Annotated in this window: 12 protein-coding genes; 5 read left to right on the top strand and 7 right to left on the bottom strand. The window is 71.2% G+C overall.

The annotated features are described in order from the left end of the window. Window positions 1-39 precede the first annotated feature (39 nt). Genes DK412_RS17625 through DK412_RS17610 form a run of 4 tightly spaced genes read left to right on the top strand, consistent with a single transcriptional unit; the run spans window position 40 to window position 3,757 of the window. Window positions 40-1,473, top strand: coding sequence for an efflux RND transporter periplasmic adaptor subunit (locus DK412_RS17625; RefSeq protein ID WP_245447029.1), 1,434 nt, complete (start codon window positions 40-42; stop codon window positions 1,471-1,473). Next, a complete protein-coding gene (locus DK412_RS17620) occupies window positions 1,470-2,186 on the top strand; it encodes an ABC transporter ATP-binding protein (protein ID WP_280953953.1) in 717 nt (238 codons plus the stop codon). Before DK412_RS17625 ends, DK412_RS17620 begins: the two co-directional genes overlap by 4 nt. Beyond that, entirely contained in the window at window positions 2,186-3,403 is a 1,218-nt protein-coding gene (locus DK412_RS17615) for an ABC transporter permease (protein ID WP_109973008.1), read from the top strand. The genes DK412_RS17620 and DK412_RS17615 overlap by 1 nt, the downstream gene beginning before the upstream one ends. A 42-nt stretch (window positions 3,404-3,445) precedes the next feature. Then, entirely contained in the window at window positions 3,446-3,757 is a 312-nt protein-coding gene (locus DK412_RS17610) for a LuxR C-terminal-related transcriptional regulator (RefSeq protein ID WP_109973007.1), read from the top strand. A 284-nt stretch (window positions 3,758-4,041) separates the two neighbouring features. Here DK412_RS17610 and DK412_RS17605 read toward each other — a convergent pair whose 3' ends face one another. The 5 genes from DK412_RS17605 to DK412_RS17585 form a co-directional block, all read right to left on the bottom strand. Continuing rightward, complete coding sequence (locus DK412_RS17605; RefSeq protein ID WP_109973006.1) at window positions 4,042-5,424, bottom strand: aminotransferase class III-fold pyridoxal phosphate-dependent enzyme; 1,383 nt, start codon at window positions 5,422-5,424, stop codon at window positions 4,042-4,044. 37 nt (window positions 5,425-5,461) lie between these two features. Continuing rightward, the gene (locus DK412_RS17600; RefSeq protein ID WP_109973005.1) at window positions 5,462-6,310 is read right to left on the bottom strand and encodes an ABC transporter permease subunit; all 849 of its coding nucleotides are present in this window, start codon (window positions 6,308-6,310) and stop codon (window positions 5,462-5,464) included. Then, window positions 6,307-7,140 (bottom strand): ATP-binding cassette domain-containing protein, encoded by an 834-nt coding sequence (locus DK412_RS17595; RefSeq protein ID WP_109973004.1) that lies wholly within the window; start codon window positions 7,138-7,140, stop codon window positions 6,307-6,309. The genes DK412_RS17600 and DK412_RS17595 overlap by 4 nt, the downstream gene beginning before the upstream one ends. Before the next feature lie 17 nt (window positions 7,141-7,157). Then, window positions 7,158-8,168 (bottom strand): taurine ABC transporter substrate-binding protein, encoded by a 1,011-nt coding sequence (gene tauA, locus DK412_RS17590; RefSeq protein WP_109973003.1) that lies wholly within the window; start codon window positions 8,166-8,168, stop codon window positions 7,158-7,160. A 414-nt stretch (window positions 8,169-8,582) separates the two neighbouring features. After that, entirely contained in the window at window positions 8,583-11,753 is a 3,171-nt protein-coding gene (locus tag DK412_RS17585) for a PAS domain-containing protein (RefSeq protein WP_204165392.1), read from the bottom strand. Between the two features lie 327 nt (window positions 11,754-12,080). Between DK412_RS17585 and msrB the strand changes: the two genes are divergently transcribed. Continuing rightward, window positions 12,081-12,524, top strand: a complete 444-nt coding sequence (gene msrB / locus DK412_RS17580) for a peptide-methionine (R)-S-oxide reductase MsrB (RefSeq protein WP_109973002.1) — start codon at window positions 12,081-12,083, stop codon at window positions 12,522-12,524. A 190-nt stretch (window positions 12,525-12,714) separates the two neighbouring features. Here msrB and DK412_RS17575 read toward each other — a convergent pair whose 3' ends face one another. Next, window positions 12,715-14,691 carry a transketolase gene (locus tag DK412_RS17575; protein WP_109973001.1) on the bottom strand — a complete coding sequence of 659 codons (1,977 nt, stop codon included), beginning with the start codon at window positions 14,689-14,691 and terminating at the stop codon, window positions 12,715-12,717. A 245-nt stretch (window positions 14,692-14,936) separates the two neighbouring features. Next, window positions 14,937-16,085 (bottom strand): acyl-CoA dehydrogenase family protein, encoded by a 1,149-nt coding sequence (locus DK412_RS17570; protein WP_109975336.1) that lies wholly within the window; start codon window positions 16,083-16,085, stop codon window positions 14,937-14,939. Window positions 16,086-16,221: the final 136 nt, after the last annotated feature.

Raw genomic sequence — 16,221 nt, 5'->3', positions numbered from 1 at the left:
CTGTCGGGTTCTGTCGACCGCAGGTGAGGGAGGCTGGTGGTGGGACGCTGGATTGTCAGCACCCTGTGCGCATCCGTGGCCGCGGGCGGCTTCGCCGCCGCGGCGGTGGTCCAGGCCCATCCCCTGGCCCTGCGCCCGATCCTGGACGACCTGGCCGCCCGGCAGGAGCGGGCCTACGCGCGGATCACCCGCCTCGTCTCGGCGCCCGCGCCGGAGCCGGCCCCGTTCATCACGACCGCGATCCAGCGCGGGCCGCTGGAGCAGATCGTCACCGCCACCGGCGCGCTGCAGCCGGTCGACACGGTGGAGGTCGGCTCGCAGCTGGCGGGCCAGATCGCCGACCTCTTCGTCGACTTCAACGACCGCGTCCACAAGGGCGATCCCCTGGCGCGGATCGACCAGCGCAGCTTCATCTCCCGCGTCGAGCAGGCCCGCGCCTCGCTCGAAATGGCCGCCGCCAGCGTCCGGGTCCAGCAGGCGCGACTGGAGCGCGCCCGCATCGACCTCGACAACGCCAAGGGCAACCGTGCGGTGCTGGCCGCGCGACTGGAGAACGCGCAAGTCATGCTCGAGGCGGCCAAGCGGAACGTCGACCGCAAGACCATGCTGCGCTCGCGCGAGGCGACCTCGGTGGCGACGCTGGAGGAGGCGCAGACCGACCTCGCCTCGCGCAAAGCGCAGCTGCGTGAGACCGTCTCGCTCCTCGAGCTCAACGCCTTCGCGGTCGATGCCGCGGCGGCCGACCTGCGCCGGCTCGAAGCCGAGCTGATCCAGGCCAAGGCTGCCGTGCCGCTGCAGGAGGCGAGCCTCAGGGCGGCGCAGATCGAGCTCGACCGCACCACCATCCGCTCGCCCATCGACGGCGTGATCGTCGGCCGCTTCGTCAGCGCCGGCCAGACCCTCGCCGCCGGGCTCGAGGCGCGCACCGCCTTCAACGTCGCCCGCAACCTCGGCGAGATGGAGATCCACGCCCGGGTCGACGAGACCGACATCGGCCGGGTCGCCCCGAGGCAGCGCGCCAGCTTCACGGTCGACGCCTATCCGGGGCGACGCTTCGAGGCCTCGGTGCGCCAGGTGCGCAAGGCGCCCCAGAGCAACCAGGGCGTCGTGACCTACACGGTGGTGCTGACGACCGACAACCGCGAGGGCCTGCTCCTGCCCGGCATGACCGCGCTCGCCCGCCTGACGGTGCACCGGGAGGACGACGTGCTGAAGCTGCCGCTGGCCGCCCTGCGCTTCCGGCCGGCCCGGGCGGTGCCCGAGGGGCGGACCGAGCCGGGCACGCGCGAGCAGGCGGTCTGGGTGCAGGACCCGGCCGGGGCGCTCCGCCCGGTGGCCGTGACGACGGGCGCATCGAGCGCCGACCAGGTCGTGCTGCGCGGCGGCGCGCTCCAGGAGGGCGACCGGGTCGTCGTCGGGCAGGCCGACGCGAGCGAACCGGCGCGCTTCCTCGGGATCAGGCTCGGCCTATGAGCGACGGCATCGTCAGGCTGGCGGGCGTCAGCCGCACCTTCCGGATGGGCGACGTCGCCGTCCCCGTCCTCCACGACGTCACCTTCGCGGTCGGCGAGGGCGAGTCGGTCGCGGTCGTCGGCCCGTCCGGCTCGGGCAAGAGCAGCCTGATGAACCTCGTCGGCCTGCTCGACCGGCCGAGCTCCGGACGGATCTTCCTCGAAGGCGTCGAGACCGGGCGGCTCTCGGCCGATCGCTGCGCGCGCTTGCGCAACCACCGCATCGGCTTCGTCTTCCAGGCCTACAACCTGCTCCCCCGCCACTCCGCCCTCGACAACGTGCAGCTGCCGCTGATCTATGCCGGGGTGGGTCGGGCGGAGCGGCGGCGGCGGGCCGAGCGCGCCCTCGACTCCGTCGGCCTCGCCCACCGGGCCGAGCACCTGCCCACCCGCCTCTCCGGCGGCGAGCAGCAGCGCGTCGCCATCGCCCGCGCCCTCGTCACCGATCCGGGCATCCTGCTCGCCGACGAGCCCACCGGCGCCCTCGACAGCCGCACCGGCAGCGACATCCTGGGGCTGTTCCAGGCCCTGAACGCCACGGGACGGACGATCCTGATCATCACCCACGACATGAATGTGGCGGCGGGCTGCGGCCGCATCGTCCGCCTGCAGGACGGGCGCGTCGTGTCCGAGGACGGAACCGACCCGAGGGCGATGGCGGAGGCCTCCGCGTGATGCTCGGGCAAGCCCTCCTGATGGCCCTGCGGGCCTTACGCCTCAACCTGCTGCGCAGCCTGCTCACTATGCTGGGCATCGTGATCGGCGTCGCCTCGGTGGTCACGGTGCTGGCGATCGGCAGCGGCGCGCAGAGCCAGGTCACCCGGCAGATCCGGGCGATCGGCGCCAACGTCCTGATGATCAATCCCGGCGCGGCCCGCCAGGGGGGGCTACGCCTCAAGGCCGGGACGCGGGCCACGCTCACGGAGGGCGACGTCGACGCCATCCTGGAGCAGGTGCCGCAGGTGCGCGCAGCCGCCGGCTCGATCGCCGGCAGCGCGCAAGCCGTGCGCGAGAACCGCAACTGGAACACCACCGTCAACGGCACCACCACGAACCACTTCGTGGTCCGGGACTGGACGCTGTCCTCCGGCCGCACCTTCAACGCCACCGAGGAGGCGATGGCCGGCAAGGTCGCGGTGCTCGGCAGCGTCGTCGCCCGCGAGCTGTTCGGCACGGACGATCCGGTCGGCGCCGAGATCCGCGTCATGAACGTGCCGTTCGAGGTCGTCGGCGTGCTGAGCCCGAAGGGACCGGACCAGGACGACGTCGCCTTCGTGCCGCTCTCGACCGCCAAGCTCCGCTTCCTCGGCAGCGCCGGCGGCACCGCGCGGGACGCGGTCGCCTACATCCTCGCCAAGGCCGTCTCCGACGAGGCGATGGCGCGGGCCAAGGCCAGCATCGAGGACCTGCTGCGCCAGCGCCACCGGATCCAGGACGACCAAGAGGACGACTTCAAGGTGCAGGACCCCTCGGCCGCCGCCGAGGCGCAGCGCGGCGCCACCCGCACCGTCGCGATCCTGCTTACCTCGATCGCCGGCGTCTCGCTGCTCGTCGGCGGCATCAGCATCATGAACATCATGATCGTCTCGGTGACGGAGCGCACCCGGGAGATCGGCATCCGCCGGGCACTCGGCGCCCGCGGCCGCGACATCCGACTTCAATTCCTGTGCGAATCGCTCGTGCTGTGCCTCGCGGGAGGCCTCGTCGGGGTCGTGCTCGGGGCGACGATCTCGCTCACGGTCGCCCGCTCGGCCGGCTGGACGACCGTCATCGACCCGAGCGCCGTCGCGGTCGCCGTCGGTTTCTCGGCGATCACGGGACTGTTCTTCGGGCTCTATCCGGCCCACCGCGCGGCCAGGCTCGATCCGGTGGAGGCGCTGAAGGCCGAGTGATCATCGAAAGGCGGCCCGCCCGGGCCGATGGGGGAGGCACACATGGTCGTACTGAAAGGGTCCCATCCGCTGTCGCGAACCAAGGCTCCGATCCGGTTCCGGCCGGCGAAGCCGGCGGCGCCGGAGGACGAGGCCGCAGCCCCGACCGCGCGCGAGTGCGAGCTGATCGCGCTCATCGCCCGGGGCCTGCCGAACAAGCTGATCGCCCACGAGATGGGGATCTCGCCCAACACCGTCCGGGCGCATATCGGCAACATCATGCGCAAGTACCAGCTCAGCAACCGGACGCAGATCGCCATGCTGCTGACGCCGCTCCTGCCCGAGGCGGTCGCGCAGCCGCTGCGGCGGCGATAGCGGTACCCCAGCCGGCGCGGAGCGGACTCCGTGCCTGCTGGGTCCTCGGCATCATTCCAACGGCCTGAACCGTCGGCTGCTGACGTATCCGACGAGCAAAGGTCCCAGTTCTTGCCCCGCCCCTTTTCCCGGATCTCCTTCCACTTCGTTTCAGTTGTCCGGGAAAGGGGTGGACAGGGAGCCGGAACACGGGTCCTTATCCTGTTGTGATGGCACACGAGCGGTCTCTGCGACCCGACACCCTCACTGCCGTGAGGCGGCCGTGCCGCCGCGCTCGAACGCGCTCAGCCGAACACCCGGCCCAGCGCCCCGTCGATCGCCTCGACGATCCGGTCGATGTCGGCCGGGGTGGCGATGAGCGCCGGGCTGAGGCAGAGCGTGTTGTTGAGCCCCGCGAGCGAGCGGTTGGTGGCGCCGATGATGACGCCGTTCGCCATGCAATCGGCCACCACGGCCTGGACGCGCTTCTCCTCCGCCGGCTCCCTCGTGGCGCGGTCGGCGACGAGCTCGGCCCCGCAGAACAGGCCCTTGCCGCGCACCTCGCCGATGACCGCGTGGCGCTCGGAGAGGGCGTGCAGGCCGGCCATGAGCCGCTCGCCCATGGCGATCGTGTTGTCGATCAGGCCCTCGTCCTCGATGATCCGCATGTTCTCGAGCGCCGCCGCCGGACCGGCGGTGCAGCCGCCGAAGGTCGAGATATCGCGAAAGTACGACATCGGGTCGGAGGCGTCGTCCTTGAACAGCGAGAACACCGCCTCGGTCGTCGTGGTGCAGGCGATCGCCGCGTAGCCCGAGGCGACGCCCTTGGCCATGGTGACGAAATCCGGCTGCACGCCGTAATGCTGGTAGCCGAACCACGCGCCGGTGCGGCCCATGCCGCAGACCACCTCGTCGATGTGGATCAGGATCTCGTGCCGGCGGCAGATGTCCTGCACCTTCTCCCAGTAGCCCTTCGGCGGGGTGATCACGCCGCCGCCGGCGGTGACCGGCTCGAGGCAGATCGCCCCGATCGTGTCGGGCCCCTCGCGCAGGATCACCGCCTCGATCGCGTCGGCGGCCATCTCGCCGTAATTCTCGACCTCACCCCACTGGCTGCGGTATTCCAGGCAGTGCGGCACCATCACGAAGCCGTCCGGAAACGGCCCGTACTGGTCGCGGCGCTGATCCTGGCCACCGGCGGCGAGCGCGCCGATCGTGGTGCCGTGATAGTCGCGCTCGCGGTAGAGGATCTTGGACTTGCGCCCGCCATGGTGCCGGTGCGCGATCTGACGCACCATCTTGAACACCTTCTCGTTCGCCTCCGACCCGGAATTCGAGTAGTAGACCCGGGTCATGCCGGGCATCTTGGCGATCAGCCGCTCGGAGAACAGGGCCGCCGGCACCGAGCCGGCCGCGCCGGCGAAGTAGTTGAGCTTCACCAGCTGGTCGCGTACGGCGTCGGCGATGCTGGTGCGGCCGTAGCCGACATTGACCGTCCAGACCCCGCCCGAGACCGCGTCGAGGTATTCGCGGCCGGTCGCGTCCCAGATCCGCATCCCCTTGCCCTCGACCATCACCCGCGGGTCGGTGGTCTCGTAGGCCTTGTGCTGCGAGAGGTGGTGCCAGACATGGGCGCGGTCGGCCTCGATGACGTGGCGCAGGTCGTTGGTGCGGAGCATGTCGTTCATCGGGCGTCTCGCGAATCGATGGGCGTCGGGCCGGCTGTCACGCCCTACCCTTCCACGGAGTGAGGCGACGTTCCAGCCGGCGCATGCCGAACTCGAACATCGCCGCCAGGGCGCCGATCACCAGGATGCCCATCACCACGATGTCGGTGCGCAGGAAGTTCGAGGCGTTGAGCACCATCTGGCCGATGCCGGTGGAGGCCGCCACCATCTCGGCGGCCACCAGCGTCGTCCAGCCGACGCCCATGCCGATGCGCAACCCCACCAGGATGTCCGGCAGGGCCGCCGGCAGGACGACGTAGCGCACCACCTGGGCGCGGCTGGCGCCGAGCGCCCGGGCGGCGTTGACCTGATCGACGCTCGCCGCCGAGACGCCGGCCCGGGCGGCGAGCGCGACGGGGGCGAAACAGGCGAGGAAGATCAGCAGGATCTTCGAGGTCTCGCCGATGCCGAACCAGATGATCACGAGCGGCAGGTAGGCGAGCGGCGGCAGCGGCCGGTAGAACTCGATGACCGGGTCGAGCGCCGCTCGCAAGGTGGGGTTGAGGCCGGTGGCGAGGCCGACCGGGATCCCGACGAGCGCCGCCAGCACGAAGGCGCTCACCACCCGCATCAGGCTCGCGGCGACGTGCTCCAGGAGCGGCGCGCCGTCGATGCGCCCGTCGAGCGCCTCGGAGAAGGCCCCGAGCACGCTGCCGGGCCGGGGCAGGAACAGCGGCCTGACGAGGCCTGCTTGCGTTGCGGCGATCCAGGCGAGGAGGGCGAGCGCGACGGTCGCAAGGCTGATCAGCCAGGCGGGCGGGACGCGCCGGCGCATCCCCGCGCGGCGGGGAACCGGTGGCGGGACGGTCATCACCGCGTCGGGCATGTCGGTGGCGGCCTCGCTCATGCGGCGGCTCCTCGCTCGGGATCGATGCTGGCCCCGCCATGGTCGTGCGCGGCGGGGCCAGCCCCGCCATGGTCATGGACCACGCGCAGCACCCGCTCGCGCATGGCGATGAAATCGGGACTGGACTTCACCGCCCGCGCGGTCTCCCCGGCAATGAGGCGCCGGGAGAAATCGAGCGGCATGATCTCGGCGATGTGGCCCGGACGGGGCGTCATGATGACGAGCTTGGTCGCGAGAAAGATCGCCTCCTCGACCTCATGGGTGATGAAGAACGCCATCTTCCGCGTCCGCGCCCAGAGGGTCAGGATCAGCTCCTGGACCTGCTCGCGGGTGAAGGCGTCGAGCGCGCCCAGGGGCTCGTCCATCAGCAGCATGCGCGGATCGGCGGTGAGCGCCCGGGCGATGCCGACGCGCTGCTGCATGCCGCCGGAGAGCTCGTAGATCTTCTTGTCCGCGGCATCGCCGAGGCCCACGAGGTCGAGCATGGCGCGGGCCCGCGCGTCGCGTTCCGCCCGCGGAACGCCCTGCATCTTCAGGCCGAAGGCGACGTTGTCGCGCACGTCGAGCCAGGGCATCAGGGCGTGGCGCTGGAACACCACGCCGCGATCGGCCCCCGGCCCGGTGACCGGGCGACCGTCGAGGACGATCTGCCCCTCGCTCGCCGGCAGGAAGCCGGCGATGCAGTTGAGGAGCGTCGTCTTCCCGCAGCCCGAGGCGCCGAGCGCGACCACGAACTCCCCCGGCTCGATCGTCAGGTCGACCCGGGACAGGGCGAGGGTCGCCGCCTCGCCCTCGCCGTAGCGGACGGTGAGCTTGCGGATCTCCAGCATCGCACGATTCCCGACGGTCAGGGCTTGAGGGCGGCGTCGACGAGCTCGGTGGTGACGAAGGCGCCGTAATCCGGCGCGAGATCGGGCACGCGGCCCTGCGCCTTCAGGAACTCCGCCGTCGATTTGAGCGCGTCCGCCGCGCCGCCGCCGAGCCAGCGCGGCGAGGCCTGCTCGGCCAGCGTCGGGAAGCGGTAGGCGCCGAGCGACGCCGGCACCTCGGCGGGGGCGGCTCCGGTCCATTTCGCGATCGCCGCGACCTGCGGCGACGACGCGGTCCAGGCGGCGCCGTCCTTGGCGTAGTCGGCGTCGGCAGCGGCGAGCAGCCGCACGAAGGTCGTCAGGAACTCGCGATGGGCCGAGAGCGCCGCGTTCGTCGCCACGATGCCGTCGAAGGTCGCCTTGCCCTTGCGGGCGAAGTCGCCGGCCGAGGCGATGACGGTGCCGCTCTTCTTCGCCACGGTCAGCACCGGCGCCCAGATGAAGGCGGCGTCGATGTCCCCCCGCTCCCAGGCCGCCGCGATCTCCGGCGGGCGCATGTTGAGGACCTTCACGTCCTTCGGCCCTAAGCCCGCCTCCTGGAGGGCGAACATCAGCTGGTAATGGGCGGTGGAGACGAACGGCACACCGACCGTCTTCCCCTTCAGGTCCTTGACGGAGGCAATCCCGGTCCCGGTGCGGGCGACGAGCTGTTCGGCGTCGCCGATATCGTCGAGGATCCAGAACAGCTTGAGCGGCAGCCCCTGCGAGGCCGCCGCGGCGATCGGCGACGAGCCGGCCTCGCCGATGTCGACGTTGCCCGACGCCATGGCACGGATCACGTCGCCGCCGCCGCCGAACTTCACCCACTTCACCGCGTAGCCGGTGCGCTTCTCCAGCTCGCCGCTCTCCATCAGCACGCGGATCGGCGTCGTCATGTCCTGGTAGGCGAAGGTGACGCTCTTCCCGGCCGCCCGGGCGGGGTCGGGGCCGGTCCCCGCTGCGAGCGCCGCGGCGACGAGCGCGGAGAGGAAGGTCTTCCTGGTGATCATGCGCGGTCCTCGTGCGAGCCCGGCTTCGCGAGCGCCTGCCGTCCGGCGAACCGAGAAGCAGATCTCGGGCCGGATCGCGGGAGGCCGGCGCGATCCGGCCGGCTATCGGGACGATCGGCGCGGCGGCAGGCGCTCGCTGCGGGTCTCCGGTGCCGGTTTCCGGTTCGGGTGATGAATGGTCAAGTTCTGGATCGGACCGGTTGTGATCGCGTCAAGAATACGTTTCCTCAATCTATGACAAGGAAAGCGGAAACCTTCTACCTTTCGCTGGAACTCTATCTTGAACGATCTCTGCGAAATCTCAGGCGCGAAAGAAAAATTTTTACTACCGTGATAGCTCCGACGTGATCAGGGCGGTCCGGGAAAGGAAGAGGCGGGGGCTTTCTTTCGCAGGACGCCCCCGCGCCCCCGAGATCACCCCGCCACCTCCCGCCGCGCCCCGCGTCGCGTGACCTTGCGCAGGATGCGCGAGACCTGCTCGGCCGAGTAGGGCTTGTGCAGCAGGTCGAAGCCGTGGGCGCCATCCTGGGCCAGGACGTGGCTGTAGCCGGAGGCGAGCACGACCGGAAGGCGCGGCAGGCGCCGGGCGAGGAGGCGGGCGAGCTCGATGCCGCCCATCCCCGGCATGACCACGTCGGAAAAAACGACGTCGAAGCCGGCGCCGTCGGGCCCGAGCTTCTCCAGGGCGTCCTCGGCATTCACCGCCCAGGTCGTGGCGTAGCCGAGATCCTCCAGGATCTGGGTCGCGAAGCGCCCGACTTCGAGGTTGTCCTCGACCACCAGCACCCGCTGGCCGATGCCGCCGGGATCGACCGGGGCGGTCTCGCCCGCCTCCTCCCCCGCCGCGAACTCGGCCTCGACCTCGGGCAGGTAGAGCGTGAAGACGGTGCCCCGTCCCGGCTCGCTCTCGACCGAGACGTCGCCGCCCGACTGCTTGGCGAAGCCGAAGACCTGGCTGAGCCCCAAGCCGGTGCCCCGCCCGACCTCCTTGGTGGTGAAGAACGGCTCGAACACCCGCGGCAGCAGCTCGGGCGCGATGCCGGAGCCGGTATCGCGCAGCGAGACCGCGGCGAACGGCCCCTGCGCGCCGGCATGGCCGCGGATCGGCGGCAGGTCGACGCCGCAGGCGAGCGTCAGGGTCAGGGTGCCGGCGCCCTCCATGGCGTCGCGGGCGTTGACCGCCATGTTGACGAGCGCCGTCTCGAACTGGCTCGCATCCACCCTCACGAAGCAGGGATGGTCCGGCACCTGCGTGACCACCGTGATCCGGGCGCCCGTCACGGTGTCGATGAGATCCGCCACGAGGCGCAGCCGGGCGCCGACATTGAGGGTCTCGGGCTTCAGCGCCTGGCGGCGGGCGAAGGCGAGGAGCTGCGAGGTCAGCTTGGCGGCGCGGTCCACCGTTTCCGAGACCGCCGTGAGGTAGCGGCTGCGCCGCGCCTCGGGCAGGTCCGGCCGGCGCAGGAAATCGACCGACGAGCGGATGATGGTGAGCAGGTTGTTGAAGTCGTGCGCGACGCCGCCGGTGAGCTGGCCGACGGCCTCCAGCTTCTGCGACTGGCGCAGGGCCTCCTCGGCCTGGGCCAGGGCCGAGGCCTGGGCCTTCTCGGCGGTGACGTCGCGGCCGCTGGCGAAGACGAGGCCGCCCTCGACCGAGGTGTGCCAGGACAGCCAGCGCGGGGTGCCGTCCCGGTGCCGGAAGCGGTTCTCGAAATTGGTGAGGTGGCGGGCCGCGACCGCCGATTCGAGCGCCGCACTCGTCGCCGCGGCATCCTCCGGCACGAGGAAGTCGAGGAAGCTGCGCCCCACCACCTCGGCGGGCTTGTGGCCGAGGATCGCCTCCCAGGCCGGGTTGACCGAGCGGAAGATGCCGTCGGCCCCAATCACCACCAGGAGATCGCGGGAGTTGCGCCAGACGCGGTCGTGCTCGGCGGTGCGCTCCGCGACCCGCTGCTCCAGGGTCTCGTTGAACCGCACCAGCTCGGCCATCATCCGCTTCTGGTCGTCGATGTCCGTGCTGGTGCCGACCCAGCGGGCGACCGCGCCGTCGGCCGACAGGACCGGCTGCGCCCGGGCCAGGAACCAGCGATAGGTCCCGTCGCCGCGGCGCAGGCGGTACTCGCACTGGTAGGCACCGCTTCCCTCGACCGCCGCGCGCCAGTCCGCCGCGACGCGGGCGAGATCGTCGGGGTGGATGATCGCCTGCCAGCCGGCGGCATCGAGGGTGCCCGGGGCGAGACCCGCATAGGCGTAGACCCGCTCGTTGAACCAGGTGGCGCGGCCTTGCGCGTCGGTGGACCAGACGAAGTTCGGCAGCACCTGCGAGAGGACGCGGAACTGCTCCTCGCTGTCGCGGAGCGCCGCCTCGGCCTGCTTGCGGGCGGTGATGTCCATGGCCGTTCCGACGACGCGGATGCAGGCCCCGTCGGCGAACAGGCCGCGGCCCTTGGCGGCGACCCAGCGGACGAGCCCGTCCTCCTTGCCGACCGTGCGGTACTCCACGTCGTAGACGGCGCGCCGGGCGGGATCCGCCGCGGCGGCGTAGGCCGCGAGCGTGGCGTCGCGGTCGTCCGGGTGGACGCCGGCGTAGTAATCGTCCATCGTGACCGGCACCTTGGGCGAGATGCCGAACATCGCCTTCACCCGGGCCGGCCAGTACAGCGTGTCGCCGACGACGTCGACGTCCCACAGCCCGATCTCGGCGGCCTCGGTGGCGAGCCGCAGCCGGGCCTCGCTCTCGCGCAAGCGCTCCTCGGCCCGCCTTCGCGCGGTGTCGTCGAGGTGCAGCCCGTCCCAGATCACCTGGTCGTCGAGGAGCCGCGGCGCCGAGATGATGCGGGTATGGACGAGGCGGCCGTCGGGGCGGCGCATCGGCGCCTCGACGTCGAAATGGGTCAGGTCGCGGACGGCCTCCGCCTCGGCCTCGGCGATCCGCACCCGGTGCTCGGGCAGGATCAGGTCGTAGGCAGCTTTGGGATCGGCCAGCACGGCGTCGGCCGGCACCCCGGTCATCCGCTCGAAGCCCTGCGAGACCGTGACGAAGCGCCGTCCGGCCCCGTCGCGGGGCGTGGCGATCTGGAACACGTAGCCGCCCGGCAGGTGATCGGTGAGCGCCCGCAGGCGCGCCTCCGCCTCGCGCAGGCCCGTCTCGGCGACGACGCGCCCGGTCGTCTCGGTGCAAGCGCAGAACATGCCGACGACCCGGGCCGCCTCGTCCCGGAGCGGCGAGTAGGAGAAGGTGAACCAGGTCCGCTCGTCGTAGCCGTGCCGGTTCATCACCAGCGGCAGGTCCTCCGAGAAGGTCGGCTCCCCGGACAGGGCCCGGTCGATCAGCGGCGCGATGTCGGACCAGATCTCCGACCAGATGTCGTGGAAGCGCCGGCCGAGCGCCGCCGGATGCTTGTCGCCGAGGATCTCCGCATAGGCGTCGTTGTAGAGGAAGCCGAGCGCGGGCCCGAACGCCACGAACATCGGGAAGCGCGAGCCGAGCATCAGGCTGAGCGTCGCGCCGAGGCAGGGCGGCCAGGTCTCCGGCCGCCCCAGCGGCGAATCCGACCAGTCGTGGGCGCGCATCATCGCGCCCATGCGACCGCCGCCGGAGAGGAAGGGGGGATGCCCGGGGGCGGCGCGCTCAGGCATGCCGTGAGGACAGGTTCGGTCGCAGGGTCATCGGGCCGGCCAGGATGAGGTTCGTCCGGGTGAGGCCCGTGCAGGTAAGGCTCGCGCGACCACCGTCGAGACCCTACCGCCGATGGCGGAGCCGGCGGAAGGGCGGTCGGGTCCGGAGCACACAGTTCACATGTGAACTCGGTGACCCGCGCGGGTCGACGGCAGCAGGCCTCCCCCTTCGCCCGCGCCCCCGGCGAGCCCATATGGGGCTCTCGCGACCAAGGACGATCGGAGACCGCCCGCATGCCGACCTACCAGAAGGACGAAGCCGCCATCGCCCGGCTCACCCCCGAGCAGTACCGCGTCACGCAGCAGAACGGCACCGAGCGGCCAGGCACCGGCGAGTACCTCGACAACAAGGCACCGGGGATCTACGTCGACATCGTGTCCGGCGAGCCGCTCTTCGCTTCCTCCGACAAGTACGAGTCGGGCTGCGGCTGGCCGAGCTTCACCAAGCCGATCGAGCCCGCCCACGTCGCGGAGCTGCGCGACACCACGCACGGCATGGTCCGCACCGAGGTCCGCTCGACGCACGGCGACAGCCATCTCGGCCACGTCTTCCCGGACGGGCCGCGGGACCGGGGCGGCCTGCGCTACTGCATCAATTCCGCCTCGCTGCGCTTCGTCCCCCGCGACCGGATGGCGGCCGAGGGATACGGCGAGTATCTCGACCAGGTCGAGGGGTGAAGGTCGAGGGCTGAAGTAAGAACAATCTGATCTGTGCTCGAAAAATAAGGCGCTGGATCCCCTCTCCAGGCGATGCCGGGCTTGCCAGAGATCCTTGCCCGGCATCGCCTGGAGAGGGGAGATGTGCTTTACGTTTATTCGAGAGGCGAAGCTGAATCGTATGCACCGCGCCCAGAGAGGCCAGCAGCCCCTATAACCGCGCCCGCACCTCCTCCACCACCCGCTCCGGCGTGAAGCCGAAATGCCGGGCGAGGTCCGCCTCCGCTCCGGAAGCCCCGTAGCCGCTCATGCCGACGAAGCCGCCCTCCTCGCCGACATAGCGGTCCCAGCCGAGGCGCACCGCCGCCTCGATCCCGACCCGGACCGTGCCCGGCCCGAGCGTCTCGCGGCGGTAGGCGGCGCCCTGGCGCTCGAACAGCTCCCAGGACGGCATCGAGACGACGGCGGCCGGGACGCCCTCCGCCTCCAGGCAGCGGCGGGCCTCGACGGCGAGCGCCACTTCCGAGCCGGTGGCGAGCAGGGTGACGCGGCGGGGGCCCGAGGCCTCCTCCAGCACGTAGGCGCCGCGGGCGGACCGGTTCCCGGCCCCCGCGTCGCGGCGCAGAGCCGGCAGGGCCTGGCGGGCGAAGATCAGCGAGGATGGGCCGGTACGGTTCTGGAGCGCGATCTCCCAGCATTCCGCTGCCTCGACGGCGTCGGCCGGGCGCAGCACCAGCATGTTGGGAATGGCCCTCAAGGACGCCAGGTATTCGACCGGCTGGTGGGTCGGCCCGTTGCGGCCGATGCCGATCGAATCGTGGCTGAACACGAAGGGCACCGGCAGACCCATCATGGCGGCGAGCCGCAGGGTCGGGCGCAGGTAGTCGGAGAAGACCAGGTAGGTGACGCCGACCGGCACGACGCCGCCATGGGCGGCCATGCCGTTCATCATCGCCCCCATGGCGTGCTCGCGGATGCCGTAATGGACGTAGCGCCCGCCCTGGTCCTCGGCCGTGAAGGGCTTCAGGCGGCGCTTGTGCTGGGTCGCGCCCTCGAGGTCCGGCGCGCCGGAGAGGAGCTCGGGGATGGCCTCCGCCAGCCGGTCGACCAGCTCGCCCGAGAGGGCGATGCCGGACTGCGCCTGCCCCGATCGGGCGGCCTCGTCACGCAAGGCGCGCAAGGAGGCGTCCCAGCCCTGCGGCAGCTTGCCGTCGCGCAGGCGGTCGAGGAGGAGGCGGCGCTCCGGCGGCAAAGCGGCGACGCGGCGGGTCCAGGAGTCGAAGTCCGGCGCGTTGCGCTCGCCGGCCGCGCGCCAGGCGGCGCGGATCTCGTCGGGAATCTCGAAGGCGGGGTGGGGCCAGTTCAGGGCCTTGCGGGCGGCGGCGCTCAAGGAGGCTGGGATGCGGGCGGAATGCGCCGCCCGCGTGCCCTCGACGCCGGGCAGGCCGCGGCCGATCACGGTGGTGCAGCGGATCATCGACGGGCGCGGGTCGGCCTTGGCGAGCAGCAGGGCCGCCGAGACCGCCTCGCTGTCGTGGCCGTCGACCTCCTGGACGTGCCAGTGGCTGAGGCGGAAGCGGGCCGCCATGTCGTCGCTCAGCGCGAGGTCGATCGCGCCGTCGTCGGTCATCCGGTTGTCGTCCCAGAGGAACGTCAGCTTGCCCAAGCGCAGGTGGCCGGCGAGCGAGATCACCTCCTGGCCGACGCCCTCCTGCAGGCAGCCGTCGCCGACGAGGGCGTAGGTGCGGTGGTCGATCAGGTCGGGTCCGAGCCAGCGGTTGAGGTAGGCCTCCGCCAGCGCCATGCCGGCGGCGTTGGCGATGCCCTGGCCGAGGGGGCCGGTGGTGGTCTCGATGCCGTGGGCGGGGGCGTATTCCGGGTGGCCCTCGCAGGGCGAGCCGAGCTCGCGGAAGCGCTTGATGTCGTCGAGCGCGATCCCCTCGTAGCCGGAGAGATGCAGCAAGGAGTACAGCAACATCGAGCCGTGGCCGTTCGACAGGACGAAGCGGTCGCGGTCGAACCAGAGCGGCTCGCGGGCCAGGAACTTGAGGTGGCGGGTGAAGAGCGCCGTCACCGTGTCGGCGGCGCCGAGGGGCGTGCCCGGATGTCCCTCGCCCACCCGCTCGATCGCGTCGATGGACAGGAAGCGGATCGCGTCCGCGAGCGCGCGCGGCTCGGTGCCGGTCATCGGGGTCCCTCCCGGGGATTGTCGGGTGCTCTTGAGGCGGGATCACCCAACCGCCCCCGGGAACGGAACTCAAACGAGGTTTTCTCGCGTGGACATGAGCACGATTCACCTCATACGATTTCCGATCGATCGCCCGGCGATTGCTGCGCAATCGCTTTCGCGATGTGGAAATCGGCCTCGCTCAAGCGCCGCGCGGGCTGGCGATACGCTTTCCGGAAGGAATCTCCCGGAAAGCGTATCACGCGTCAGGCGGCGATCAGGCCGCCCATCCGGGCGACCCGGCCGAGATGGTGGTCGGCATCGCCGAACAGCTGGTCGATCATCGTGACCCGCTTGAAGTAGTGGCCGACGCTGTACTCCATCGTCACGCCGACACCGCCATGGAGCTGCACCGCGCCCTGGCCGACGATGCGGCCGGAACGGCCGATCTGCACCTTGGCGCCGGCGATGGCCCGGGTGCGCTCGTCGGCGTCGTCCTCGCCCGCCATCATGGTGGCGAGGAAGGCCATCGAGCGGGCCTGTTCGAGGGCGATGAACATCTCGGCAGCGCGGTGCTGGAGCACCTGGAACGAGCCGATCGTCACCCCGAACTGCTTGCGGGTCTTCAGGTACTCGACCGTCAACCTGTGCATGCGGTCCATGGCGCCGACCGCCTCGGCGCAGAGCGCCGCGATGGCCTCGTCGGTGACCCGCTCGATCACCGGAAGCGCCCCGGCCGGATCGCCGATCACCGCATCGACCCCGACCCGGACCGAGGACAGCGAGATTTCCGCCGCCCGCATCCCGTCCTGGGTCGGGTAACCGCGGCGCGACACGCCCTCGGCATTGGCCTCGACCAGGAACAGGCCAATCCCGTCCCGATCGCGCCGCGAGCCGGCGGTGCGGGCCGAGACGATCAGCCGGTCGGCGCTGTCGCCGTGCAGGACGAGCGACTTCTCCCCCTCCAGCACCCAAGCATCGCCGTCGCGGCGCGCGGTGACGCCGACGTCGTGGAGGTCGTAGCGGGCCTGGCGCTCGGCATGGGCGAGGGCGTAGCGGGTCTCGCCGGCGATGAGGCCCGGCAGCCATTCGGCGCGCTGCTCAGGCGTCGCGGCGTGGCGCAGCACGCCGCCGGCGAGCACGACGGTCGCGAGGTAGGGTTCGAGGGCGAGCGCGCCGCCGAAGGCCTCCATGACGATCATCGTCTCGACCGGCCCGCCGCCGATGCCGCCATCCTCCTCCGAGAACGGCACCGCGAGCAGGCCCTGCTCGGCGTAAGCCGCCCACATCGCCTTGGCGAAACCCTCGGGCTCCTTGCCGTAGCGCTTGCGGGATTCGAAGTCGTAGCGGTCGGCGAGGAGCCGCTCGACGCTGTCCTTGAGGAGGCGCTGCTCCTCGCTCAGATCGAAATCCATCGACGTCTGTTCCTGGTCGTCGGGTGCCGCCGCCATACGGCTGAGTTATCTGACGACCGCCCTTTCCCGGACGACTGAAGCGTCAGCGGAAGGAGATCCGGGATCCAGCACAGGACGTGCCGCGAAGCGGCTCTGC

Origin of the sequence: Methylobacterium sp. 17Sr1-1 (assembly GCF_003173775.1) — a bacterium.
Lineage (GTDB): Bacteria > Pseudomonadota > Alphaproteobacteria > Rhizobiales > Beijerinckiaceae > Methylobacterium.
This window is presented reverse-complemented; position numbering and strand designations above follow the sequence as displayed.